General features: G+C 75.5%; 30 protein-coding genes and 1 tRNA gene. 16 read left to right on the top strand and 15 right to left on the bottom strand.

Annotated features, from left to right (window positions below):
• The first annotated feature begins 25 nt into the window (after positions 1-25).
• Positions 26-982: a DNA polymerase domain-containing protein gene (locus tag ACI79H_RS16125; protein WP_456555423.1), complete on the top strand. Its 957-nt coding sequence runs from the start codon at positions 26-28 to the stop codon at positions 980-982.
• 128 nt (positions 983-1,110) lie between these two features.
• On the opposite strand, the gene ACI79H_RS16120 is transcribed toward ACI79H_RS16125, so the two are convergent.
• The 4 genes from ACI79H_RS16120 to ACI79H_RS16105 form a co-directional block, all read right to left on the bottom strand.
• Complete coding sequence (locus ACI79H_RS16120; RefSeq protein WP_456555422.1) at positions 1,111-1,668, bottom strand: GNAT family N-acetyltransferase; 558 nt, start codon at positions 1,666-1,668, stop codon at positions 1,111-1,113.
• 13 nt (positions 1,669-1,681) lie between these two features.
• Positions 1,682-2,176 carry a thioredoxin-dependent thiol peroxidase gene (bcp, locus tag ACI79H_RS16115; protein WP_456555421.1) on the bottom strand — a complete coding sequence of 165 codons (495 nt, stop codon included), beginning with the start codon at positions 2,174-2,176 and terminating at the stop codon, positions 1,682-1,684.
• Between the two features lie 61 nt (positions 2,177-2,237).
• Entirely contained in the window at positions 2,238-2,642 is a 405-nt protein-coding gene (locus ACI79H_RS16110; RefSeq protein ID WP_456555420.1) for a YjbQ family protein, read from the bottom strand.
• A 35-nt stretch (positions 2,643-2,677) separates the two neighbouring features.
• On the bottom strand, positions 2,678-2,878 hold the full coding sequence (locus ACI79H_RS16105) for a hypothetical protein (protein WP_456555419.1): 201 nt from the start codon (positions 2,876-2,878) through the stop codon (positions 2,678-2,680).
• A gap of 147 nt (positions 2,879-3,025) precedes the next feature.
• Between ACI79H_RS16105 and rph the strand changes: the two genes are divergently transcribed.
• On the top strand, positions 3,026-3,748 hold the full coding sequence (rph, locus tag ACI79H_RS16100) for a ribonuclease PH (RefSeq protein WP_456555418.1): 723 nt from the start codon (positions 3,026-3,028) through the stop codon (positions 3,746-3,748).
• Positions 3,745-4,356, top strand: coding sequence for an RdgB/HAM1 family non-canonical purine NTP pyrophosphatase (gene rdgB / locus ACI79H_RS16095; protein WP_456555417.1), 612 nt, complete (start codon positions 3,745-3,747; stop codon positions 4,354-4,356). The genes rph and rdgB overlap by 4 nt, the downstream gene beginning before the upstream one ends.
• Positions 4,357-4,359: 3 nt before the next feature.
• Here the strand turns inward: rdgB and ACI79H_RS16090 are convergent, their stop codons facing one another.
• Positions 4,360-4,539, bottom strand: coding sequence for a hypothetical protein (locus ACI79H_RS16090; protein ID WP_456555416.1), 180 nt, complete (start codon positions 4,537-4,539; stop codon positions 4,360-4,362).
• Positions 4,540-4,656: 117 nt separating this feature from the next.
• Between ACI79H_RS16090 and ACI79H_RS16085 the strand changes: the two genes are divergently transcribed.
• Positions 4,657-5,577 (top strand): DUF6910 family protein, encoded by a 921-nt coding sequence (locus tag ACI79H_RS16085; protein WP_456555415.1) that lies wholly within the window; start codon positions 4,657-4,659, stop codon positions 5,575-5,577.
• Positions 5,578-5,586: 9 nt separating this feature from the next.
• On the opposite strand, the gene ACI79H_RS16080 is transcribed toward ACI79H_RS16085, so the two are convergent.
• A complete protein-coding gene (locus ACI79H_RS16080; RefSeq protein WP_456555414.1) occupies positions 5,587-6,090 on the bottom strand; it encodes a VanZ family protein in 504 nt (167 codons plus the stop codon).
• A gap of 118 nt (positions 6,091-6,208) precedes the next feature.
• Between ACI79H_RS16080 and ACI79H_RS16075 the strand changes: the two genes are divergently transcribed.
• Positions 6,209-6,844 carry a dihydrofolate reductase family protein gene (locus ACI79H_RS16075; RefSeq protein WP_456555413.1) on the top strand — a complete coding sequence of 212 codons (636 nt, stop codon included), beginning with the start codon at positions 6,209-6,211 and terminating at the stop codon, positions 6,842-6,844.
• Positions 6,845-6,871: 27 nt separating this feature from the next.
• Positions 6,872-7,240 (top strand): VOC family protein, encoded by a 369-nt coding sequence (locus ACI79H_RS16070; RefSeq protein WP_456555412.1) that lies wholly within the window; start codon positions 6,872-6,874, stop codon positions 7,238-7,240.
• A gap of 28 nt (positions 7,241-7,268) precedes the next feature.
• Here the strand turns inward: ACI79H_RS16070 and ACI79H_RS16065 are convergent.
• Positions 7,269-7,349: transfer RNA gene (locus ACI79H_RS16065), tRNA-Leu, on the bottom strand.
• Positions 7,350-7,436: 87 nt separating this feature from the next.
• Between ACI79H_RS16065 and ACI79H_RS16060 the strand changes: the two genes are divergently transcribed.
• Together ACI79H_RS16060 and ACI79H_RS16055 are read left to right on the top strand one after the other, a co-directional pair.
• Positions 7,437-7,667, top strand: a complete 231-nt coding sequence (locus ACI79H_RS16060; protein ID WP_456555411.1) for a DUF3618 domain-containing protein — start codon at positions 7,437-7,439, stop codon at positions 7,665-7,667.
• 79 nt (positions 7,668-7,746) lie between these two features.
• Positions 7,747-8,166 (top strand): DUF427 domain-containing protein, encoded by a 420-nt coding sequence (locus ACI79H_RS16055; RefSeq protein WP_456555410.1) that lies wholly within the window; start codon positions 7,747-7,749, stop codon positions 8,164-8,166.
• A gap of 13 nt (positions 8,167-8,179) precedes the next feature.
• On the opposite strand, the gene ACI79H_RS16050 is transcribed toward ACI79H_RS16055, so the two are convergent.
• Positions 8,180-8,800, bottom strand: a complete 621-nt coding sequence (locus ACI79H_RS16050) for a TetR/AcrR family transcriptional regulator (RefSeq protein ID WP_456555409.1) — start codon at positions 8,798-8,800, stop codon at positions 8,180-8,182.
• Positions 8,801-8,938: 138 nt separating this feature from the next.
• Here ACI79H_RS16050 and ACI79H_RS16045 point away from each other — a divergent pair, with 138 nt between their 5' ends.
• Positions 8,939-10,054 carry an EAL domain-containing protein gene (locus ACI79H_RS16045; protein WP_456555408.1) on the top strand — a complete coding sequence of 372 codons (1,116 nt, stop codon included), beginning with the start codon at positions 8,939-8,941 and terminating at the stop codon, positions 10,052-10,054.
• Positions 10,055-10,066: 12 nt separating this feature from the next.
• Here ACI79H_RS16045 and ACI79H_RS16040 read toward each other — a convergent pair whose 3' ends face one another.
• The gene (locus ACI79H_RS16040; protein ID WP_456555407.1) at positions 10,067-10,651 is read right to left on the bottom strand and encodes a histidine phosphatase family protein; all 585 of its coding nucleotides are present in this window, start codon (positions 10,649-10,651) and stop codon (positions 10,067-10,069) included.
• A gap of 59 nt (positions 10,652-10,710) precedes the next feature.
• Between ACI79H_RS16040 and ACI79H_RS16035 the strand changes: the two genes are divergently transcribed.
• From ACI79H_RS16035 to ACI79H_RS16025, 3 genes are all read left to right on the top strand, one after another.
• Positions 10,711-11,565, top strand: coding sequence for an aldo/keto reductase (locus ACI79H_RS16035; protein WP_456555406.1), 855 nt, complete (start codon positions 10,711-10,713; stop codon positions 11,563-11,565).
• A 63-nt stretch (positions 11,566-11,628) separates the two neighbouring features.
• Entirely contained in the window at positions 11,629-12,783 is a 1,155-nt protein-coding gene (locus tag ACI79H_RS16030) for an acyl-CoA dehydrogenase family protein (protein WP_456555405.1), read from the top strand.
• Complete coding sequence (locus tag ACI79H_RS16025) at positions 12,776-13,462, top strand: PaaI family thioesterase (protein ID WP_456555404.1); 687 nt, start codon at positions 12,776-12,778, stop codon at positions 13,460-13,462. The genes ACI79H_RS16030 and ACI79H_RS16025 overlap by 8 nt, the downstream gene beginning before the upstream one ends.
• 7 nt (positions 13,463-13,469) lie before the next feature.
• Here ACI79H_RS16025 and ACI79H_RS16020 read toward each other — a convergent pair whose 3' ends face one another.
• The 6 genes from ACI79H_RS16020 to ACI79H_RS15995 all read right to left on the bottom strand — a co-directional run bounded on the left by ACI79H_RS16020 (position 13,470) and on the right by ACI79H_RS15995 (position 19,193).
• Positions 13,470-14,588 (bottom strand): NAD-dependent epimerase/dehydratase family protein, encoded by a 1,119-nt coding sequence (locus ACI79H_RS16020; RefSeq protein ID WP_456555403.1) that lies wholly within the window; start codon positions 14,586-14,588, stop codon positions 13,470-13,472.
• 42 nt (positions 14,589-14,630) lie between these two features.
• Positions 14,631-14,969 carry a cupin domain-containing protein gene (locus ACI79H_RS16015; RefSeq protein ID WP_456555402.1) on the bottom strand — a complete coding sequence of 113 codons (339 nt, stop codon included), beginning with the start codon at positions 14,967-14,969 and terminating at the stop codon, positions 14,631-14,633.
• Positions 14,872-16,260, bottom strand: a complete 1,389-nt coding sequence (locus ACI79H_RS16010) for an MFS transporter (protein ID WP_456555401.1) — start codon at positions 16,258-16,260, stop codon at positions 14,872-14,874. Before ACI79H_RS16010 ends, ACI79H_RS16015 begins: the two co-directional genes overlap by 98 nt.
• Positions 16,257-16,841 (bottom strand): helix-turn-helix domain-containing protein, encoded by a 585-nt coding sequence (locus ACI79H_RS16005; protein ID WP_456555400.1) that lies wholly within the window; start codon positions 16,839-16,841, stop codon positions 16,257-16,259. Before ACI79H_RS16005 ends, ACI79H_RS16010 begins: the two co-directional genes overlap by 4 nt.
• 111 nt (positions 16,842-16,952) lie before the next feature.
• Positions 16,953-18,314, bottom strand: a complete 1,362-nt coding sequence (locus tag ACI79H_RS16000; protein ID WP_456555399.1) for an MFS transporter — start codon at positions 18,312-18,314, stop codon at positions 16,953-16,955.
• Positions 18,315-18,356: 42 nt separating this feature from the next.
• On the bottom strand, positions 18,357-19,193 hold the full coding sequence (locus ACI79H_RS15995; protein ID WP_456555398.1) for an alpha/beta fold hydrolase: 837 nt from the start codon (positions 19,191-19,193) through the stop codon (positions 18,357-18,359).
• Between the two features lie 81 nt (positions 19,194-19,274).
• On the opposite strand from ACI79H_RS15995, the gene idi reads away from it, so the two are divergent.
• The 4 genes from idi (at position 19,275) to ACI79H_RS15975 (ending at position 21,929) form a co-directional block, all read left to right on the top strand.
• The gene (idi, locus tag ACI79H_RS15990; RefSeq protein WP_456555397.1) at positions 19,275-19,817 is read left to right on the top strand and encodes an isopentenyl-diphosphate Delta-isomerase; all 543 of its coding nucleotides are present in this window, start codon (positions 19,275-19,277) and stop codon (positions 19,815-19,817) included.
• Between the two features lie 139 nt (positions 19,818-19,956).
• A complete protein-coding gene (locus ACI79H_RS15985; RefSeq protein ID WP_456555396.1) occupies positions 19,957-20,787 on the top strand; it encodes a polysaccharide deacetylase family protein in 831 nt (276 codons plus the stop codon).
• Between the two features lie 78 nt (positions 20,788-20,865).
• A complete protein-coding gene (locus tag ACI79H_RS15980) occupies positions 20,866-21,639 on the top strand; it encodes an SDR family NAD(P)-dependent oxidoreductase (RefSeq protein WP_456555395.1) in 774 nt (257 codons plus the stop codon).
• Positions 21,640-21,659: 20 nt separating this feature from the next.
• Positions 21,660-21,929 carry a hypothetical protein gene (locus ACI79H_RS15975; RefSeq protein ID WP_456555394.1) on the top strand — a complete coding sequence of 90 codons (270 nt, stop codon included), beginning with the start codon at positions 21,660-21,662 and terminating at the stop codon, positions 21,927-21,929.
• The last annotated feature ends 2 nt before the right edge of the window (positions 21,930-21,931 follow it).

Genomic DNA, 21,931 nt, shown 5'->3' with positions numbered 1-21,931 from the left:
GCCGGGGGGCGGGCAGCGTGACGGCGTGACCACCGACGAGGAGCACGACGGCGTCGCGCTGAGCAGCCTGGACTCACCCCTGGGCGACGACCTCGGGGTGACCAAGCGGCAGCTGGTCGACTGGTTCGACGCGGTCGCCGACCGGCTGGTCCCGCAGGTCGCCGGGCGGCCGCTGTCGGTCAAGCGGGTGCGGCCCGGGCAGCCGCCCTTCATGCAGCGCAACGTCAGCAAGGGCGCGCCCGCCTGGGTGCGCACCGCGCCGATGTGGTCGGAGGGCTCGCACCGCGAGATCCAGCAGGTGCTCTGCGACGACCGCCGGACGCTGCTGTGGCTGGGCAACCAGCGGGCCGTCGAGCTGCACGTGCCCTTCTTCCACGTGGGCGAGCCCGAGCCCACCGGTCTGGTGCTCGACCTCGACCCGCCGGAGGGCGCCGACTTCGCGGTCGTCGTCGCCGCCGCCCGGCTGGTCCGCCAGGCGCTGGAGGGGGCGGGGCTGGCCGGCGCGGTCAAGACCAGCGGGTCCAAGGGGGTGCACGTCGTCGTCCCGGTGGCCGGCTCGCCGGTGGAGGACGTCGCCGCCGCCACGCGTGCGCTGGCTGCCCGTGCCGCCGCCCTGGACGGCGACCTCGCCACCACCGCCTACCTGCTGGAGGACCGGGGTGGGCGGGTCTTCGTCGACTCCACCCGCTCGGGCCAGGCCACCATCGTGGCGCCGTACAGCCCCCGCCTGCGGCCCGGCCTCCCGGTGTCGTTCCCGGTGCCGTGGGACCGGCTCGACGACGTGCAGCCGGGCGACTTCACCGTCACCACCGCACCCGCGCTGCTCGGGGACGCCGACCCGTGGGCCGACGCCCTGCCCGCGCCGCAGCGGCTGCCGGCCGAGCTGGTCGCGGAGGGGCACACCATCCCGGTCGCCCGCGTGCAGGCGATGCACGAGGGCAAGCGCCGGAAGCGGGCCGCGGCGAAGCCGGCGGAGGACTGAACCCGGGCCCCCTGCACGACCTCGACCTCGCGGTGTGGCAGCCGACCGCGAGGTCTACGGCGGAGTTCGCCACCACGACGCGTGGCCGAGGTCGTCCGGCGCGGTCGCTGCCGGGAACGGTCGGTCGCTCAGCCTCCGCGCACGGCGGCGAACACGAGCACGTCGCGCCGCCGGCCACCGATCTCCCGGTAGCTGCGGAGCAGGCCCTCCGGCTCGTAGCCCGCACCGCGGGCGGTGCGCACCGAGGCCTCGTTCGAGGGCTCGACGAACAGCTGCACCCGGTGCAGGCCGGGCACGGTCCACGCGAAGGCGGTCACCGCGAGCAGGGCGGAGCGGGCGAGGCCCCGTCCCCGGGCACCCGGCGCGATCAGGTACCCGGCCGAGGCGCGGCCCTCGGGCAGCTCGCCCAGCCACAGCCCCACCTGGCCGACGGCCGCGCCGGTGGCCGCCTCCGCCACGGCGAAGGAGAAGCCGGTGTGCTCGGCGTGCCGGCCCTGCTGCCGGGCCACCCAGGCCAGCGCCTGCGGGTCGGTGGCCTGCGCCGGGATCGTGGTGATGAGCGGGACGTAGGGGTCCTGCGACAGGTCACGCACCACCCCGGCGTCGTCGTCGGCCCACCGGCGCAGGACGACGTCGCCGTGCGCGGGCGGGTCCGCGGGCCACGGCGGCAGCGGGGCGGCGCTCACGGCCGGGCCCGGCTCAGTCCAGGCCGAGGTCGCGGCGCAGCTTGGCGACGTGGCCGGTGGCCTTGACGTTGTACGACGCCTTCTCGACCCGGCCCTCGGCGTCCACCACGAACGTCGAGCGGATGACGCCCACGACCTGCTTGCCGTACAGCTTCTTCGGGCCGTACGCGCCGTAGGCGGTGAGCACCTGCTTGTCCTCGTCGGACACCAGGGTGATGGAGAGGTTCTCCTTCTCCCGGAAGCGCATCAGCTTCTCGACCGGGTCGGGCGAGATGCCGATGATGTCCAGGCCCTTCTCGGCGAGGTCGCCGGCCGCGGCGGTGAAGTCGACGGCTTGCGTGGTGCAGCCGGGGGTCAGCGCCGCGGGGTAGCAGTACACGATGACCCGCCGGCCCCGGTAGGACGACAGGGACACCGGGTTGCCCTCGGCGTCGGGCAGCGTGAACTCCGGGGCGGGCTCGCCGGGGGTGAGGCGGACGGGTGCCGTGTCGGTGCTGCTGTCGGTCATGCCCGGCATCCTGCCGTGTGCCACCGAGCGGTGAGCACCGGGTCCGCGTCCGGTGCGGAGGTCAGCCGGCCAGGAACGAGAAGCGCACGTGCCGCTGCTGGTTGTCCGTGTTGGTGTCCACCAGGCAGATGCGCTGCCAGGTGCCCAGCTGCAGGCGGCCCTCGAGCACGGGGACGACGGCGTGCGGCGGCACGAACGCCGGCAGCACGTGGTCGCGGCCGTGGCCGGGGCTGCCGTGCCGGTGCCGCCACCGGTCGTCCCGGGGGAGGAGCACGTCGAGCTGGGCGAGCAGGTCGTCGTCGCTGCCGGCCCCGGTCTCGATCAGCGCGATGCCCGCGGTCGCGTGCGGGGCGAACACGTGCAGCAGGCCGTCGACCTCCTCGCGCACGAAGTCGGCGCACTCGTCGGTCAGGTCCACGACCACGGGGACACCGCCGGTCCGGACGGCACGCAGCTCCGAGCGCATGGGCCCATCGTGGCCCACCGGTGGGCCTACGGCGATCAGGGACCGGGCGGCGCCGCCGTCCGCTCCGCGGTGAGCGCCGCGACGCCGGCCTGCAACCGGGCGATCTCGGCGGTGAGGGCCTGGAGATCGCGCCGGGTGACGGCCTCCTGCTCCTCGCCGACCTGGCGCACACGGTCGACCAGCCAGGCGGCGACGGCCGCGGTGAGGCGCGACGCGGTCGAGGTGCTCGAGGCCATGGCCGGGGACGCTGACGGCCCCAGCCGCCCGTGGGACCGGGGGACTGCGGCCGCGGCACTACCCTCGTCACCCGTGACCGAGCTTGCGAGGTCACGCAGAGACAGAGCACCCAGGGCGTGCACGACGAGCGCCAGCGAGGAGAGCACGTGACCCGCCCCGACGGCCGCTCGGCCGACCAGCTCCGCCCCGTGACCATCACCCGCAACTGGCTCGACCACGCCGAGGGGTCGGTGCTGGTGGAGTTCGGCCGCACCCGGGTGCTGTGCGCCGCGAGCGTCACCGAGGGCGTCCCCCGGTGGCGCAAGGGCTCGGGCCTGGGCTGGGTGACCGCCGAGTACTCGATGCTGCCCCGTGCCACCCACACCCGCAGCGACCGCGAGTCGGTCCGCGGGAAGATCGGCGGCCGCACGCACGAGATCAGCCGGCTGATCGGCCGCTCGCTGCGCGCCTCGATCGACCTGGGCGCGCTGGGGGAGAACAGCATCGCCATCGACTGCGACGTCCTGCAGGCCGACGGCGGCACGCGCACGGCGGCCATCACCGGCGCCTACGTCGCCCTCGCCGACGCCGTCTCCTGGCTCGGCGAGCGCGGCAAGCTGGCCAAGAAGGAGCCGCTGGTGCAGTCGGTCGCCGCCGTCAGCGTCGGCGTCATCGACGGCGAGCCGCGGCTGGACCTCGCCTACGAGGAGGACGTGCGCGCCGGCACCGACATGAACGTCGTGTGCACCGGCGACGGCGGCTTCGTCGAGGTGCAGGGCACCGCCGAGGGCGCGGTCTTCGACCGCCCGACGCTGGACGCGCTGCTCGACCTGGCGGTGGCCGGCTGCGCCGACCTGACCCGGCTGCAGGCCGACGCGCTGGCGCGATGAGCACCCGGCTGCTGCTGGCCACCCGCAACGCGGGCAAGCTGGCCGAGCTGCGCCGGCTGCTCCGCTCCGCCGTCCCCGGCGTGGAGGTCGTCGGGCTGGCCGAGGTCGACGAGTACCCGGAGGCGCCCGAGACGGGCGCGACCTTCACCGAGAACGCGCTGCTCAAGGCGCGCGAGGCGGTGCGGTGGACGGGGTTGCCGGCCGTGGCCGACGACTCGGGGCTGGCCGTCGACGCGCTCAACGGCATGCCCGGCGTCCTGTCGGCACGCTGGTCGGGGCGGCACGGGGACGACGCGGCCAACACCGCGCTGCTGCTCGGGCAGCTGGCCGACGTGCCCGACGCCCGGCGGGGTGCGGCGTTCGTCTGCGCGGCGGCGCTGGTCCTGCCCGACGGCACCGAGCGGGTGCTGGAGCGGGAGTGGCGGGGTGCGGTGGTCCGCGAGGGGCGGGGCACGAACGGGTTCGGCTACGACCCCGTCTTCGTGCCGGAGGGGCTGGACGTGACCTCGGCGGAGCTGTCGCCGGGGGAGAAGGACGCGCGCAGCCACCGCGGTCAGGCGTTCGCGGCGCTGGTCCCGGTCATCGCCGAGGTGCTGGCCGTCCGCTGACGGTCAGGCGCCGAGGCTGAACCAGTCGACCGCGGCGAGCTCGTCGCGCAGCGCGTCGTGGATCGGCGAGTCCTGCTCGGGCGCCGCGTGCCGGCCCGGGCGGTCGACGTCGGCCAGCGAGGCGATGACGTCCGGGGTCTCCGGAGCGCGGTGGCGGCCGACGGTGGTGGCGGAGGTGCTCATACCCATCGGGTCGGCGCCGCAGCACCCCCGCCCGAGCGGGGGCGGCCCGTCGCTCACCCCGAGGGGTGAGGCCCGCTCCGGCGCGCCGGGCCGCGGGCGGACCGGCACAGTGGGGGCATGCGGCTGTTCCTGGACGACGTCCGCCGGCTGTGCTTCGACGACGGGACGCCGGTGACCGCGGCGTCGGCGGTCGCGCCGCTCGGCGACGGCTGGCTGGTCGCGCAGGACGACGCCACCGTCGCCGCCTGGCGCCGGCCGGGATCGGTCACGCCGATGCGGGTGCTGCCGCCGGTCGAGGGGCTCGACCGGTTCTCCGAGGCCGCCGGCACGAAGAAGCTGAAGCCCGACCTCGAGGTGGCGTGCCCGGCCGAGGTGGACGGCGGACCGGCGGTGCTGCTGCTCGGTTCCGGGTCCTCGGACCGGCGGATGCGGGGGGTGCTGGTCCGCCTCGTGGACGGCGCACCCGTGGTCACCGCCGCCGAGCTGGGGCCGCTGTACGCGCGCGTCGCCGAGCGGCTGGGCGTCCCGGCGGACCAGCTGAACCTCGAGGGGGCGAGCCGTCACGGGGGAGAGGTGCGCTGGTTCCAGCGGGGCAACCTGGCGGCCGGCGTCCCGTCGGCCAGCGTGGACCTGCCGCTGGCGGGGCTGGTGGCTGCGGTGCTCGGGCGGGCGGACGCCGCCGCGGTCCCGGTGGGCCGGCGGCGGACCTACGACCTGGGCGAGGTGGACGGCGTCGGGCTGGCGGTCACCGACGCGGTCGCGCTGCCGGACGGCCGGGTGCTGCTCAGCGCCGCGGCGGAGGACACCCCGAACGCCGTGGACGACGGGCCGGTCGTCGCCACCGCGCTCGCGCTGGTGGACGACGAGACGGTCGTGGCCGTGACACCCGTCCCCGAACCCGGCGGCGCGGTGCACAAGATCGAGGGGCTGGCGCTGCGCGCCGTCGAGGGCAGCACCGTGCACCTGCTCGCCGTGGTGGACGACGACCACCCCGAGGCGCCCTCGGCGGAGCTGGACCTGCGCGTCGAACTGGCCTGAGCCGGGCGCTCAGCCGCGGACCGACGCCCGGTCGGTTCCCGCCAGGACCGCGCCGGCGAGCAGCGCCGCGGCGAGGACGCCGAGGGAGTTCATCGCCCAGTCGTTGGTGTCGCAGGCCCGGCCGATCGCCGGGACGAGCGCCTGCACCGCCTCCAGCCCGGCCGAGCCGGCGGAGCCCAGGCCGGCGACGAGCAGCGGCCGCCGGGTGGCGAGGGCGGCGAAGAAGGCCGCCGGCAGGAGCAGGGCCACGTTCGCCAGCAGCTCCACGGTCGTGAGCGAGGGGAGGGCGAACTGCACCGTGCACGCGGCGTGCTCGCCCCGGCCCTTGCCCGACGGGCTGAGGGTCAGTGCGACCACCGGCAGCAGCGCGAGCGCGGCCAGCGACCACGCGGTCCGGCGCGGGTCGCGCGCGCGTCGGAGCACCAGGACGCCGGCGCCGACGCAGACCACCACGGTGGCCAGCAGCGCGGCCGGGACGAGCGAGGCGTGGTCCAGGAGCAGGTCGGTGATCATGCGGGACCGAGCCTAGGTGGGCGGCGGCGCAGGCCCGGGCCCGCCGGGCCGGTGAGTTCGGCGGCCCACGCCGGTCTGACCCGGTACGACACCGCCACACCTCCCCCGGGAGCACACCATGGGCCTCGTGACCATCGAGATGTTCGCCACCCTCGACCTGGTCGGGCAGGCGCCCGGCGGGCCCGAGGAGGACACCGAGGGCGGCTTCCCGTTCGGCGGCTGGCAGGCGCCGCTGCTGGACCAGGTCTCCGGCGCGCAGGTGGAGGCGGCCTACGAGGGCACCGACGCGCTGCTGCTGGGCCGGCGGACCTACGACATCTTCGCCGCGCACTGGCCGCACCAGGAGGGCGGCGAGGACGACGGCATCGCCCGCCTGTTCAACGCCGTCCCCAAGTACGTGGCCTCGCGCGGCCGGCCCGACCTCTCCTGGGCGGGCTCCTCGCAGCTCGGCCCGGACCTGCCCGCCGCGGTGCGCGAGATCCGCGACCGGCACGAGGACGTCAAGGTCGTGGGCAGCCTGGACCTGGTGCAGACCCTGCTCCGGGAGCAGCTGTTCGACCGGCTGGACCTGTGGGTGCACCCGATCGTCCTCGGCGTCGGCAAGAAGGTCTTCGACGGTGGGGCGGTGCCCACGAACATGACGCTGCTCGAACCGCCCGTCGCCAGTCCGACGGGCACCGTCCACCTGCGGTACGGCCTCGCCGAGGGGACGCCCGCGACGGGGGACATGTCCGCGCCCGACCGCGGCGTCTGACGACCCGTCCGGAGAAAGGGACGCACGATGCTCACCGACACGAAGGCCTTCAGCGGGATCGCCGTCCGCGACCTGGCGGCGGCCCGGCAGTTCTACGGCGAGGTGCTCGGGCTGCGGACGTCCGAGGACCACGGCAACCTCTGGCTCCACCTGGCCGGCGGCCGGGACACCTTCGTCTACGAGCAGCCGACGGCCTCGCCGGCCAGCTACACGGTGCTGAACTTCCAGGTGGCCGACGTGGGCGCCGCCGTCCGAGAGCTGGCCGCCCGGGGCGTGGAGTTCCAGCGCTACGACGGGATGCCCCAGGACGAGGACGGCGTGATGCGGGGGATGGGCCCGGGCATCGCCTGGTTCACCGACCCCTCGGGCAACGTCCTGTCGGTCCTGGCCGGCTGAGCCGGGCCGGGCCGGCGGGCACCGCACGTGCGGGAGGCGGGAGTCGAACCCGCACGCCCGGAGGCACCAGATCCTAAGTCTGGCGTGGCTGCCGTTACACCACTCCCGCGTGGCACCGGAGTCTAGGAGCCCCCCTCCCGGATGAAGCGCAGGCGGTGGACGGGCCGGGTCGGTGCTGGTCTGGCAGGCTGTCGGGGTGCCTCGCGACCCTCGACAGATCCAGTTGGAGATCGACGCCGCCCGTGAGTCGCTGGCGGCCACGCTGGACCAGCTGACCTACCGGACGAGCCCCGGACGGCTGCGTGCCAAGGGTCAGGACGCCGTCGTGCGCTGGCTGCAGACGCCCGCCGGCATGGCCGCGGCCGGCGCGGTCGGCCTGCTCGTCACCTTCGTCGTCGTGCAGCGGGTCCGGCACCGCAACGACTGATCCGGTGCCCGTCCGCCGCGATCCCGTCGGTCCGGGCCAGGAGTCGGTCTGGGACTACCCCCGGCCGCCGTCGGCCCTGGTGAGTTCGCGCCACGTGCTCGTCGAGCACGCCGGGCGGGTGCTCGCCGACACCCGCCGGGCGATCCGGGTCTGCGAGACCAGCCACCCGCCCACGTACTACGTGCCCCGCGACGACGTCGCCGCCGAGCTGCTCGAGCGGGCCGAGGGCCGGTCGTGGTGCGAGTGGAAGGGGCAGGCCACCTACTGGGACGTCGTCGTGGACGGTGGCCGCGTGGCCGCTGCCGGCTGGTCCTACGAGCAGCCGACCGCGGGGTACGAGCACCTGGCCGGCGCGATCGCCTTCTACCCGGGCCGGCTGGACCGGATCACCGTGGACGGCGAGCCGGTCCGCCCGCAGCCGGGCGACTTCTACGGCGGCTGGATCACCGACGACGTGGTCGGCCCGTTCAAGGGCGCGCCCGGCACGCTCGGCTGGTGACCGGGCGCGCCGCTCAGATGGTGGCGCCGTGGGCCCGCAGCAGGGGCAGCGCGACCATGTCGACGACGGCGTCCGCGTAGGCGTCGTCGACCGGATGCCCGCTGGCCAGCCAGCGCTGGACGAGCGGTGCGCCGATGGCCTCGGTGACCGGCGTGCCGACGACGCCGGGGGGCAGCTCGCCGCGCTCCTCGGCCCGGGCCCACATCGCGTGGAAGGTCCGCTGCCACACGGAGAACGGGCCGTCCCGGAACGCGGCCTCGAGTGCGGGCTGGTGCTGCATCGAGGACAGCAGGGCGCGCGTCGCCGCACCCGTCGGGCCGTTGATGAGCGACACCATCGAGTGCAGGACCTCGCGGAGGTCGCCCTCCAGCGAGCCGGTGTCGGGGTGATCCGCCTCAGCAGCGTTCAGGTCCGAGACCGTGTCGACGACCAGCTCCTCCTTGGTGCGCCAGCGGCGGTAGATCGTCGCCTTGCCGACACCTGCCTCGGAGGCCACGGCGTCCATGGTCAGGGCGCTGTAGCCGACGTCGGCGAGCAGCCGCAGGATGGCGGCGCGGATGACGCCGTCCCGGCTCGGGTCACGGGGCCGGCCGCCACGGCTTGGACGGGCATCGGCGGGACTGAGAACGGACATGCTCGTAACCTTAGAGACTCAAGTCTCGAAAGTCGGTCACGAGTTGCTGTGAGTCGACTGGGAGTCACCCGAACGAGCCGGGGACGCCGGCGCCGCGCGCCTCGCGCGGGATCGCCCGCGGTCGGTCATCCTGCTGGCGTGGGAACCACGTGCGGCCCGGTCTGCAGCTGCCGCGGGCACTGGGAGGTGCCCGGTGAGGCGGCGCGGGTGCTGTTCGCCACCTCCATCGGCCACGTCCTGCCGGCCGTGTCGCGCACCGCGAAGTCGCTGGGGCTCGGCGTCACCACCGCACCGCAGCTCGTGGACGTCGTCGACCCGCGCGGTGGCCGTGGCCTGGACCGGCTCCTCCAGCGGCTGGCCCGCGACCTCACCGCCGCCGAGCTCGACGCCGTCCGGGTGGCCACCGACCCGCCGATCGACGGCGCGGCGCTGGCCGCCCGGCTGCTCACCGCGCCGACCCTCGCGGTGGAGCTCGCCCGGCGCGGCGTCACCGTCGAGGTCGGGGTGCTCGCCGAGGCCGAGTTCCACTCCGCCTACCAGCCGATCGTCTCCCTCGCGGACCGCTCCGTCGTCGCGCACGAGGCCCTGCTGCGCGGGGTCGTGGACGGGCGCGAGATCGGCGCGGCCGACCTGTTCTTCGTCGCCGAGTCCGCCGGCTGGCTGGACCGGCTGGACCGCATCGGCCGCGAGTCCGCGATCGCCGGCGCCGTGCCGTGGCTGGGCGAGGACGACCTGTACGTCAACTTCGACCCGACCTCGATCTACCGGGCGCCGGTCTGCCTGGCGAGCACCGAGCAGGTCGCGCACGCCTCCGGGCTGTCGCCCGGGCAGCTGGTCTTCGAGGTCGTCGAGTCGCACGCGATCGCCGACCGCGGGCACCTGGTCACCGTGCTCGAGCACTACCGGTCGCTGGGCTGGCGGGTCGCGCTCGACGACGTCGGCGCCGGCTACTCGAGCCTGACGCTGCTCGCCGCCGTCCGGCCGGAGGTGGTCAAGCTGGACAAGGGACTGGTGCAGGCCCTTCCCGACGAGGGCGCCCGCACCGTGCTGAAGGCGGTCACGGACCTGGCGCACCAGCTGGGCGCGGTCGTCGTCGCCGAGGGTGTGGAGACCGAGCAGCTGGCCGAGGAGGTCACCGCGCTGGGCGCCGACCTCGGGCAGGGCTGGCTGTTCGGCCGGCCGGTGCGGCACGCGCCTCCGGCGGAGGACCAGGAGGGGCGCTTCCAGCCGGTCGGGGTCACCCGCTCCCGCTGAGGCGGCCCGAGCTCAGCGCAGCGCCCAGCCGGTCAGCACCGGCCGGTCGTGCTCGTGCCCGAGGACGCCGTAGGCCCCGGCCGGCAGCGCGAACAGGGCGCCGGCCTGCGGTGCCAGTCCGAGCCAGCGGGCGGTGAGGACGCGCAGCAGGTGCCCGTGGGCGACCAGGGCGACGTCGCCGTCGCCCAGCCGGGTCCGCGCGCGGTCGAGCACCCGGTCCACCCGCGCCCCGACCTGCTCGAGCGACTCGCCCGGCGTCTCCCCGGGCACGGTCCCGTCGGCCCAGATCGACCAGGTGCGGCCGAGGTCCGCGCTGATCTCCTTGGTCGTGCGCCCCTCGTAACCCCCGTAGTCCACCTCGACCAGGTCGTCGTCGGACCCGGTGGGCACGAGGCCGGCCAGCTCGGCGGTGCGGCCGGCGCGCTGCAGCGGGCTCACCCACACCGCGGCGAAGCGGCGGGACCCGAGGGCTGCGCGCAGCCCCCGGGCCTGCTCCTCGCCCTCGGGCAGCAGCGGCAGGTCGGTGCGGCCGGTGTGCTTGCCGCTCCGGCTCCAGTCGGTCTGACCGTGCCGCAGCACGACGATCTCCCCGGTCACGGCGACCATCGAACACGCTGCCGGGAACACCTGCCCGCCGACCGGTGCTGGCCGATGGCATGAGCACTGCACCACTGAGCGACACGTTCACCATCGGCGGGGACCTCCCCGTGCACCGTCTCGGCTACGGCGCCATGCAGCTGCCCGGTCCGGGGGTGTGGGGCGAGCCGGCCGACCGCGCCGCCGCCGTCCGCGTGGTCCAGGCCGCCGTCGAGCAGGGCGTCGACTTCATCGACACCGCCGACTCCTACGGCCCCGAGGTCAGCGAGCAGATCATCGCCGAGGCGCTGCACCCCTACGCCGACGGCCTCGTCATCGCCACCAAGGCCGGGCTGACCCGCCAGGGCCCCGGCATCTGGACGCCGGTCGGGCGCCCGGCCTACCTCAAGCAGCAGGTCGAGCTCTCCCTGCGGCACCTGAAGGTCGACCGGATCGACCTCATCCAGCTGCACCGCATCGACGCCGAGGTGCCCCTTGCCGACCAGCTCGGCGCCTTCGCCGAGCTCAAGGAGGAGGGCAAGGTCCGTCACATCGGCGTCTCCGAGGTCTCGGTCGAGGAGCTGCAGGCGGCGCGGGAGATCACCGAGATCGTCAGCGTGCAGAACCTCTACAACCTGACCGACCGGAAGAGCCAGGACGTCCTGGACTACGCCACGGCCGAGGGCATCGCGTTCATCCCGTGGTTCCCCATCGCCACCGGTGACCTGGCCTCGCCGGACAGCCCGGTCGCCGACATCGCCCGCGAGCTGGACGCCACGCCGTCCCAGGTCGCGCTGGCCTGGCTGCTCCAGAAGTCGCCGGTGATCCTGCCGATCCCCGGCACCAAGTCCGTCGACCACCTCACGGAGAACCTGGGTGCCGCGGGCGTCCGCCTGTCCGCCGAGGACATGGCCCGGCTGGACGCCCTGGCCTGATCCCTCCGGGGGCCGGAACGGCCGTTCCGGCCCCCGGTCGGCGGCGCGTGCCAGCATGTCCCCGTGGACGCCGAGGACTTCCGTCAGATCAGGGACGCCGTTCGTCAGCTCGTGCGCGAGGAGGTCATCCCCCTCGAGGAGCGCATCGAGGAGGAGGACCGCATCCCCGACGAGCTCCGCGCGCAGATCGCCGCCATGGGGTTGTTCGGCTACGCCCTCCCCGAGGAGCACGGCGGCCTCGGCGTGAACATGCGCGAGGACGTCGCGCTGGCCATGGAGTTCGGCTACACGACGCCGGCCTTCCGCTCGCTGTTCGGCACCAACAACGGCATCTCCGGCCAGGTGATCGCCAAGTTCGGCAGCGACGAGCAGAAGAAGAAGTACCTGCCCGGCCTGGCCGCCGGCGACCTCATCGGCTCGTTCGCGCTCACCGAGGCCGAGGCCGGCTCCGACCCGGCCGCGCTGCGCACGACCGCCCGCCGGGACGGCGACGAGTGGGTCATCAACGGCAGCAAGCGGTACATCACCAACGCCCCGCTGGCCGACCTGTTCGTGGTGTTCGCGCGCACGAACCCCGAGGAGAAGGGCGGCCGCGGGATCTCCAGCTTCGTCGTCGAGACGACGACGCCCGGGGTCACGGTCGGCCCCAAGGACAAGAAGATGGGCCAGGCCGGCGCCTGGACCGCCGAGCTGTTCTTCGACGACGTGCGGGTGCCCGCCGACGCGCTGGTCGGCGAGGAGGGCCGGGGCTACGCCAAGGCGCTGACCGTGCTCTCCCGCGGCCGGCTGCACATCGCAGCGCTCTGCGTCGGGATGGCCCAGCGCGTCCTGGACGAGTCGGTGGCCTACGCGGCGACGGCCAAGCAGGGCGGGGCGCCGATCGGGCGGTTCCAGCTGGTGCAGGCGATGCTCGCCGACATGCACGCCGAGCTGCTCGCCGGCCGGGCCCTGGTGCGCGAGGTCGCCGAGCGCTACGACAGCGGCGAGGACATGTCGATCGGTCCGTCGTCGGCCAAGCTCTACTGCACCGAGATGGTCGCCCGGGCCACCGACAACGCCGTCCAGGTCCACGGCGGGATGGGCTACCTGCGGACGACCGCGGTCGAGCGGTTCTACCGGGACGCCCGGCTGTTCCGGCTCTACGAGGGCACCAGCGAGGTGCAGCGGGTGATCATCGGCGGCGGGCTGCTCCGCGACGCCGGCATGGCGCGTGGCTGAGCGCCCCGAGCCGTCGGCCGAGGAGCGGGCGGTCCGCCGGGACGCCGTCGCGGAGCTCGGGCAGGCGCTGCGCGAGCTGGTCGACGCCGCTGTCCGCACCGAGGTCCCGGTGGCCCGGCTGGCCGAGGCCACCCGGGCGGCGCGGGAGCTCACCGGGCTGCTGTCCGAGGACCTCCGCGAGCTGCACGAGATCGCGTCGGTGGACGACCCGGGGACCGGGGAGCGCTGGTACAGCCCGGTCTACGGCCCCGGCAGCCCCGTGGCGCCGCCCATGGTGGTCGAGGACCTGCCGGCCGAGCGCCGGTGCGTCGGCCGGGTGACCGTGGGCAAGCAGCACGAGGGCCCGCCCGGCCTGGTGCACGGCGGCGTCGTCGCCACCCTGCTCGACCACGTGCTCGCCCGGTCCGCACGGGCGGCCGGGCACGGTGGGCTGACCGCCACGCTGACCGTGTCCTACCGCCGCCCGGTGCACCTGGGCGTGCCGCTCGTCGTCACCGGCGAGCTCGTCTCGGTGGAGGGCCGGCGGGCCACCGCCACCGCGCGCGTGGTGGCCGAGGACGCCCCGGAGATCACGCTGGCCGAGGGCGAGGCGACGCTGGTCGCGCTGCGCGCCGACCGGGCGTCGGAGGTCTTCGCCCGGACCGGCCGCGACGTGGGGGCCTGGACCAGCCGCGGCTGACGCGGGGTCAGTCCGCGCGCGATCCGGGGACGTTCGCCGGGTCACCGGCCGGGTCGAGCTCCGGTCCGGACGCCGGCCGCAGCAGCGCTCCCGGCCCACCGGTGCCGGCACCCAGGGCGGCGACGAACTGGCGCAGCACGTCGTCGCTGCGGTGGGCCGGCTCCCAGTCCAGCAGCGTGCGGGCCCGGGTGGTGTCCATGGCCGGCAGCGAGGTGCCCATGTCCAGCCAGCCCGGCTCCGTGGGCACGAGGTGCGCGAGGAATGCCGCCTGCAGGGGCACCCGCAGGGCGATCGCGGGCACCGGGATGCGGCGGGTGCCGAGCGCCTCGGCGATCCCGGAGGCGTCCAGCACCGGCTCCGCGGCGATGTTGAACGGGCCGGGCGCCCGCCGGTCGACGATCCGCACCAGGGCGTCGGCGACGTCGTCGGCGTGCACGAAGGACACCGCCACGTTCGGCAGCGGCAGGGGCAGCAGCCGGGCCACAGCGCCGGGGATGTTCCGGGCGGCGGCGAAGAGCAGCGGTCCGAGGAAGTAGCGGCCGATCTCGCTGCCCGCCTCCGGCTGCAGCACCAGCGTGGGCCGCGCCACCGACAGCACCGTGGGCGTCCGGTGCGCGAGCACCTGGCGCACGACGCGTTCGGCCTCGCTCTTGTCCCGGCTGTACTGCGCGCTCGGGACGCCGGTGGTCGGCCAGTCCTCGGCCACCCGCCGACCGACGGCGCCCGCGGCGTAGGCGCCGATCGAGGACATGTGCAGGAAGTGCGCCACCCCGGCGGCGCTCGCGGCCCGGGCGACCCGCCAGGAGCCGTCGACGTTCACCCGGCGCAGCCGCTCCGGCTCGCGACCGGGCTGCAGCGCCCAGGCCAGGTGGATCACCACGTCCGCGCCGTCCACGAACTCCTCCAGCACGGACTGGCTGTCCGGGTCCCCCAGGTCGGCGGCGAACCAGCGGACGCCGTCGTAGGGCGCGACCTGGGGCGGGGTCCGGCGGGCCAGCCCGCGCACCTCCGCCACGCCGCTGCCCGGCGCGGTCAGCCGCCGCAGCAGCGCCGTCCCGACGTTGCCGCTCGCGCCGGTGATCGCGACGGTCGCGCCTCGGAGCGAACCGGGGGAGAAGTCAGCCATGCCCTGCCGCTACCCGGGCGCTCGGCGGCCAACCCGCGGAGGTCAGGCCGGGCCCAGGTGCGTGCCGCCCCCGGCCGCCGGCGCGCCCTCCTTGAGCTCGACGAACACCGCGTGGCTCGGGGTGTCGCCGATGTTCTCCCCGGAGTGCCGCTGAGCCGGCAGCCAGCCGGCCATCCCGGGGGTCAGCTCGACGTCGCGGTGCGCACCCCCGGCGCGCAGCCGGCGGCGGAAGGAGCTCAGCGTGACCATGACGCTGTCGGGGTGCTCGTGCTCGGCGGTGCGGTCACCGGGCGCGTCCGTGTACTCGAGCACCCGCACGCGCTCGTTCTCGAAGACCACCCGGTAGTGCTCCGGGTCGGTCGCCACGGGGTCCGTGCTCATGCGCGGAGGGTCCTCCGGCCGGCGCGTCCGGGCCAGGGCCCTCGGCCCCCGGTCGGCCGCGCAGCCCGGGGGAGACCGCCGCCAGCACCAGCATCGCGGCCCCGCCGGCCAGCAGGCCGGCCGGCAGCCCGGCGCCGTCGGCGAGGCGGGGGAGCAGCAGGTTCCCGAGCAGCCCGCCGAGCATCAGCGCCAGCGACTTGGCGGACAGCGTCGTGGAGCGCTGCGCGGCCGTGGTGCGGTCGTGCATGAGCCGCTGCCGCAACGGCGAGACGGCGGCGTTGACCAGGTAGAACAGCGAGTAGGCGATCGCGGCCGGGACGACGGCGGGAGCCAGGGCGAAGCCCGCGACGGCGAGCGCCGCGAGCACCGACGTGACGGCGCTGGCCAGCGCGACCGAGCCCCGGGCGGCGCGGCCGAGCGCGGGCGCGAGCAGCGAGCCCACCGAGGCCGCCGCGAAGGAGACCGCGGTGACGAGCCCGAACACCGCCGAACCGGCCTCGGGCGAGCCGGCCAGGTCGGCGAGGTGGAGCGGGCCGAGCAGCTCCAGGGAGGTGAGCACCAGGCCGACGAGGAACGAGACGGCCATCAGCAGCCGCAGCAGCCGGTCCGCCAGCACGAGCCGCAGGGTCGCCCTGATCACCAGCGGCGCCTCGCGCGCACCGGAGCGCACGGCGGCCAGGCCGGACGCCGCCGGGGGGCGGACCGGGACGACCAGCAGCAGCACAGCGACGACGTGCAGGGCACCGCAGGCCGCGGCGAGCAGCAGCGGCACGGCCAGGGCCTCGGCGCCGCTGCGGTCGACGAGCAGCGGGAGCGCCCCGCCGAGCACGGCGCCCAGGGTCAGCCCGGCGGCGTCGGCCGCTGCCGCGCGGGAGAGGCCGGGCGTGACGTCGGCGCCGGGCTGCGTCAGGTGGACGGTGTCCACGTACCAGGACTCGAGCGGGCCGGAGTCCAGCGCCCGGGCCACGCCCTTGAGCGCCCAGGCGACGAGGAACAGCTGCATGCTGTCCGCGACCGCCATGGTGAGCAGCGCGGCGACGGTGAACAGCCCGGACAGCGCGAGCACCGGCCGGTGGCCGATCGCGTCGGCCAGCCCGCCCGTGGGCAGCTCGAGCAGCAGGGTGACCGCGCCGTACACGGCCACGGTCACCCCGATGTCGGCCGGGGAGAGGCCGCGCTCGGTGGCGAGCAGCACCGACACCGGGACGGCGACACCGACCGGCAGCCAGCGCAGCGCGGTCAGTCCGACGAAGCGCCGGCGTGCCCGGTCCGGGGCCAGGACGGCACTCACAGCGGGTAGTCCTCGAGCGGGAAGAGGTCCAGCAGGACGTGCACCAGCGGCTGGTCGGCCTCCTCCCGCTCGTCGCGCCACCGCTCGACGACGTCGTTCAGCTCGCCGATCAGCTCCCGGGCGCGGGCGGGGGAGAGGCGCAGCGCCCAGTCGTTGAGCGAGGCGGCGGTGCGCCACTCGTCGTCGGTCCGCTCCCGCTGGGCGGCGAAGGCGGCGAGCATCCGGCGCTGGTGGGCGACGATCCGGTCGGTGAGCCCGTCGACGACCTCCCGGCCGCCGGGCTCGTCGAGGAACTCGTCGGCCTCCCAGCGGGTGCTCCGGTGCAGCGCCCGCCACCACCGCTCGCGGGCCGTGCCCTCGCCGGGGACCTCCTCCACGAAGCCGAAGCCGGCGAGCTGGCGCAGGTGGTAGCTCGTGGCGCCGCTGCTCTCCCCGAGGCGGTCGGCCAGCCGGCTGGCGGTGGAGGGCCCGTCGCTGCGCAGCGCGGCCAGCAGGCTCATCCGCAGCGGGTGGGCCAGGGCGCGGAGGGCCCGGACGTCGTGGACGGCGACGGACTTCCCGGGCGGCGGCGGCGTGGCCACGGCGCCACGGTAGACCGCAAAGGATTCTTTGCAAAGAGATCTTTGCACGTTCCGCAGCGGCGTCAGGTGGACTCCTGGCGGCGTCCCCCCTGACCGCGGCGGGGGCGCGGGTCAGGGGGTTCGGGCGGGCACGGGGGCGGCGACGTCCTCCTCCAGCGCTTGACCGCGGCGCTCAGGCAGCCCCCAGGAGGCGAGCGCGGCGAGGGCGAAGAAGCCGGCGAAGACGCCGAACACCAGCCCGGTGCCGCCGGCGTCGACCAGGGGCGGCACGCACAGCGGCGCGGCGATCGACGCCAGCCGGCCGAACCCGGCCGCCGCGCCCGCGCCGGTGGCCCGCAGCGCGGTCGGGTAGGTCTCCGGGGTGACGGCGTAGAGCGCCCCCCAGGCGCCCAGGTTGAAGAACGACAGCACCATGCCGGTGACCAGGACGGCGGTGTCGCCGTCGGCGGTCGCGAACAGCGTCGCCCCGAGCGCGGAGCCGACCAGGAACGTGGCCAGCGTGGGGCGGCGGCCCCACTTCTCGATGAGCACGGCCGCCACCGCGTACCCGGGCAGCTGGGCCAGCGTGATGATCAGCGTGTACTGGAAGGACTTGACCAGCGAGAAGCCGTCGTCGAACAGCAGCGTCGGCAGCCAGATGAAGGCGCCGTAGTACGAGAAGTTGATGCTGAACCAGACCACCCAGAGCGCGGCGGTGCGGCTGCGGGTGCCGGCCGCCCAGAGCGCCGGGATGCCCGGTGCCGGCGCCGAGGAGGGGGCGACGTCGGGGGAGGGCACCGGCTCGACGCCGGCGGCCGCCTCGAAGCGGCGGACCGTCTCCTCGGCCTCCCGGGTGCGTCCCCGCAGCTCCAGGAAGCGCACCGACTCCGGCAGCCCGCGGCGCACGACGACGGCGTACACGGCCGGGACGGCGCCGAGAGCGAGCGCCCACCGCCACCCGTCGTCGCCGATCGGGACGACGAAGTAGCCGATCAGCGCGGCGAGCGTCCAGCCGACCGCCCAGAACGCCTCGAGCAGCACCACCACCCGGCCGCGCACCCGGGCCGGCGCGAACTCGCTCACCAGGGTGGAGGCCACGGGCAGCTCGGCGCCCAGGCCCAGGCCGATGAGGAAGCGGAAGACCAGCAGCGCGCCGATCGACCAGGACAGCGCGGCGGCGCCGGTGGCGACGCCGAAGACCAGGAGGGTCAGCGCGAACACCTGGCGGCGGCCGAACCGGTCGGCGAGCAGCCCGCCGAGGGTCGCGCCCAGCGCCATCCCGGCGAAGCCGATCGAGCCGATCCAGGAGAGCTCGGTCGAGGTGAGCGCCCACTGCGCGGCCAGCGCCGTCATCACGAACGAGATCAGCCCGACGTCCATGGCGTCCAGCGCCCAGCCCAGCCCGGAGCCGACGACCAGCCGGCCGTGCTCGCGGGTGAAGGGGAGGCGGTCGAGCCGTTCGGCCCGCGGGGTCGGGGTGGCCGTCGCCGTCATGGGCACAGTCTGCCGAGCGCGCCCGGCATCGGCTCGCGCTGGTCAGGCCGCCGCGGTGCGCACGTGCGCGGTGACCAGCTCTGCGACGCGGTCGGCGGCCAGCTCCGGGATCCAGTGCGGTACGCCCTCGAGCACCTCCAGCCGGTAGGGGGCGGTGCAAAACCCCTCGGTGGCCTCGGTCGCGGTCCGGCCGAGGAACGTGTCGCCGGTGCTCCAGACGTGCAGGGTGGGCACCCGCACCCGGCCCACCGGGTCGCGGCCGGCCAGGGGCAGCGCGCGGTACCAGCCCAGGGCCGCCGACAGCGCCCCCGGCTCTTGCATCCGCCGCACGTAGTGGTCGACGAGGTCATCCTCCAGGCCGCCGCCGCGCAGCAGCCGGCGCAGCACCGCGCCGTCGCCGGCGAGCAGCAGCCGCTCGGGGATCAGGGGCAGCTGGAAGAGCCCGATGTAGAGCGAGCGCAGCCCCTGGTCGCTCGTGACCATCGCCTGGGCCATCGCCCCGGGGTGCGGCACCGACAGCGCGGTCAGCGTGCGCACCCGGTCGGGGTGCCAGCCGGCCAGACCCCAGGCGACGATGCCACCCCAGTCGTGGCCCACCACGTGCGCGCTCTCCAGCCCGGCCGCGTCGAGCAGGGCGAGGACGTCGCCGACGGTCTCCCGCAGCCGGTAGTGCGACCGCCCGCGGGGGCGCGCCATGGGGGAGTAGCCGCGCTGGTCCGGCGCCAGGGTGCGCAGGCCGTGCTGGTGCAGCGCCGGGGCGACGCGGTCCCAGGCGGCGGAGTCCTGCGGGAAGCCGTGCAGCAGGACCACCGGCTCGCCGTCCTCGGGGCCGGCGTCCCGGACGTCGAACGTGAGGCCGTCGCGGCGGAAGCTGTCCATACCGGGACTCTGCCCTGCCGCGCACCGGCGCGCAGCGGGTGCGCTCCGGCGGCGGGAGCCGCGGTCGGGGACGATGGGGCGGTGACCGCACCTGCCCCGGAGCTGATCGTGCTCGTCGACGACGGCGGCCGTGCCATCGGCACCATGCCCAAACCGCTCGTCCACCACGGCGAGACGCCGCTGCACCGCGCCTTCTCCGCCTACCTCTTCGACGACACGGGCCGGCTGCTGGTCACCCGGCGGGCCGCGGGCAAGCAGACCTTCCCGGGCATGTGGACCAACACCGTCTGCGGGCACCCCGGGCCCGACGAGGACGACGGCGCGGCGATCGCCCGCCGGGCCGACTTCGAGCTCGGCCTCGGCGTCGACGACCTGCGCCCGGCGCTGCCGGGCTACCGGTACCGGGCCGAGTTCCTCGGCGTCGTCGAGAACGAGATCTGCCCGGTCTACCTCGGCCGCTTCACCGGCGCGCCCGCGCCCGACCCGACCGAGGTCGGCGAGTGGGAGCTGCTCGACTGGGCGTCGTTCCGGCGGCGGCAGGAGTCCGAGGGCGACGCGTGGTCGCCGTGGTGCCGGGAGCAGGCGCGGCTGATCGAGGACGCCGGGCTGGTGCCCACCACCTGACTCGGTGCAGTTCCCCGGACACTGCCGGTGAGCGCGGTTGGTCACGCCGCGCAGTCCTCCGGCTTCGCTCCGAAGGGGTCCGGCGCGTCGCCCGGCACCTCCACCGGAGTGCGCATCGGCCCTGCCTAGCGTCCGCCCCATGGACCGACGCGGGTTCCTGCTGACCCTGGCCGCGGGGCTCGCCGTGGCCGCCACCGGACGCGGCGTGGTCACCGGTCAGCGCGCCGGGGAAGGCGTTCCCGAGGCCGCGCTGCCGGCCCCGCCCGTTCCGGTCGAGGCCGCCGTCGACCGGCCCGCGGGTCCGCTGCCCCCGCCCACCGGGGTGGTGACGGCGCTGCCGGGCGAGGGCGACGGGCTGGCGCTCACCATCGACGACGGGACCAGCGGTGAGGTCGTCGCCGCCTTCGCCGCGTTCGCCGTCGACGCCGGAGTGCGGCTGACCTTCTTCCCGAACGGGCGCTACCGCTCGTGGGAGGAGAACGCCCAGGTCCTCCGGCCGCTGACCGAGTCGGGGCAGATCGCCTGGGGCAACCACACCTGGTCGCACCCCGACCTGACCACCCTCGGCGACGCGGAGGTGGCCGAGGAGATCCGCCGCAACCGGGACTGGCTGCGCAGCACGTTCGGGGTGGACACCCCCTTCCTCCGGCCGCCCTTCGGTGCCCGCGACGAGCGCACCGACCGGATCGCCGCCGACCTCGGGCACCCGACCATCGCCATGTGGAACGGCACGCTGGGCGACGCCCGTGTGCTCACCCCCGGCGAGCTCGTCGGCTACGCGCGCGAGTGGTTCACCGCCCAGACCATCGTCGTCGGTCACGCCAACCACCGGACCGTCACCACCGTGTACGGCGAGCTGCTGGACGTCATCCGCGAGCGGGGGCTGCGCACGGTCACCCTGGCCGACGCCTGGGCGGTCCCGAGGCCGCCCTTCTCCGGCGTCGTCGCCACCGGCCGGGTGCGGGGCTGAGCCGGGCCTCCCGGGCTGCGGGCGCACCGGTTCTCGGGAAGGCTGTCAGGAGCTGACCGACCGGGAACTGGGGGCACGATGCAGGAGTCGCTCAAGGGGCGCGTCGCGCTCGTCACCGGCGCCGCGAGCGGCCTGGGCCGGGCCACCGCGGTGGCGCTCGCCGAGGCCGGCGCGCACGTGGCGATCGCGGACATCGACGCGGGCGGGAGCGAGCAGACCCGCGACCTGGTGACCGGTGCCGGCGGCAGCGCCGAGGTCGTGGCCCTGGACGTCACCGACGACGAGAGCCGGCGCAGCGTCGTCGGCGGCCTCTTCGACGCCCACGGCGACAGCTTCGACATCCTGGTCAACGTCGCGGGCATCGACCGCCCCGGGTACATCACCGACATCGACCTCGCCGACTACCGCCGGGTGCAGGCGGTCAACTTCGAGGGCCCGGTCTTCCTGACCAGCGAGTTCACCAAGCGGGTGCAGCACCTGCCCGAGGGGCGCACCGCCGACGTCGTCCACATCGTGTCGCTCTCGGCGATCACCTCGGGCAGCGGCGCCATCGCCTACAACGGCTCGAAGGCCGGCTTCCTCAACGCCACCCGGTGCATCCAGCGCGAGCTCCGCGAGAAGGCCGTCACCGGACCCGACGGCACCGAGCGGCCCTTCCCGTGCCGCGTGCAGTCGGTCATCCCTGCGGCCATGGACACCCCGATGATGGAGCAGTGGGGGATCCCTTCCCACCTGATGATGCCGCCGTCGGCCGTGGCCGAGATGGTGCGCACCCTCGTGCTGCTGCACCCCTCGGCGTTCGTGCCGGAGATGCAGATCGTGCCGCGCCTCGAGCCGAACTTCCCGCGCTGAGCCGGCAGGAGGCGATCGGCATGAGCATGGCCGGACCCCACGGCAACGACCCCGACGGCGGCACCGCGTTCGGGAGCGGCGCGGTCGCCCCCGGCGCGCGCCTCGGTCCGGGCGATCTCGCCCCCGACGAGGAGCGCCTGCTGGCCGCGCTGGAGCGCGACGCCCGCGGTCTCCCGGAGATCCCCGTCCGCGACACGATCCCCGAGGTGCGGACCCCCGGGCCGCAGGCGGCGGGCCCGCCCGACGACGGGCTGACCCCGCTGTTCGCCGCGCCGGACCTGGACGACTGAGC

The sequence above is a fragment of the Blastococcus sp. SYSU D01042 genome (genome assembly GCF_054050515.1).
The sequence above is the reverse complement of the archived record's forward strand: the minus strand, read 5'-3'. Positions and strand labels throughout refer to the sequence as shown.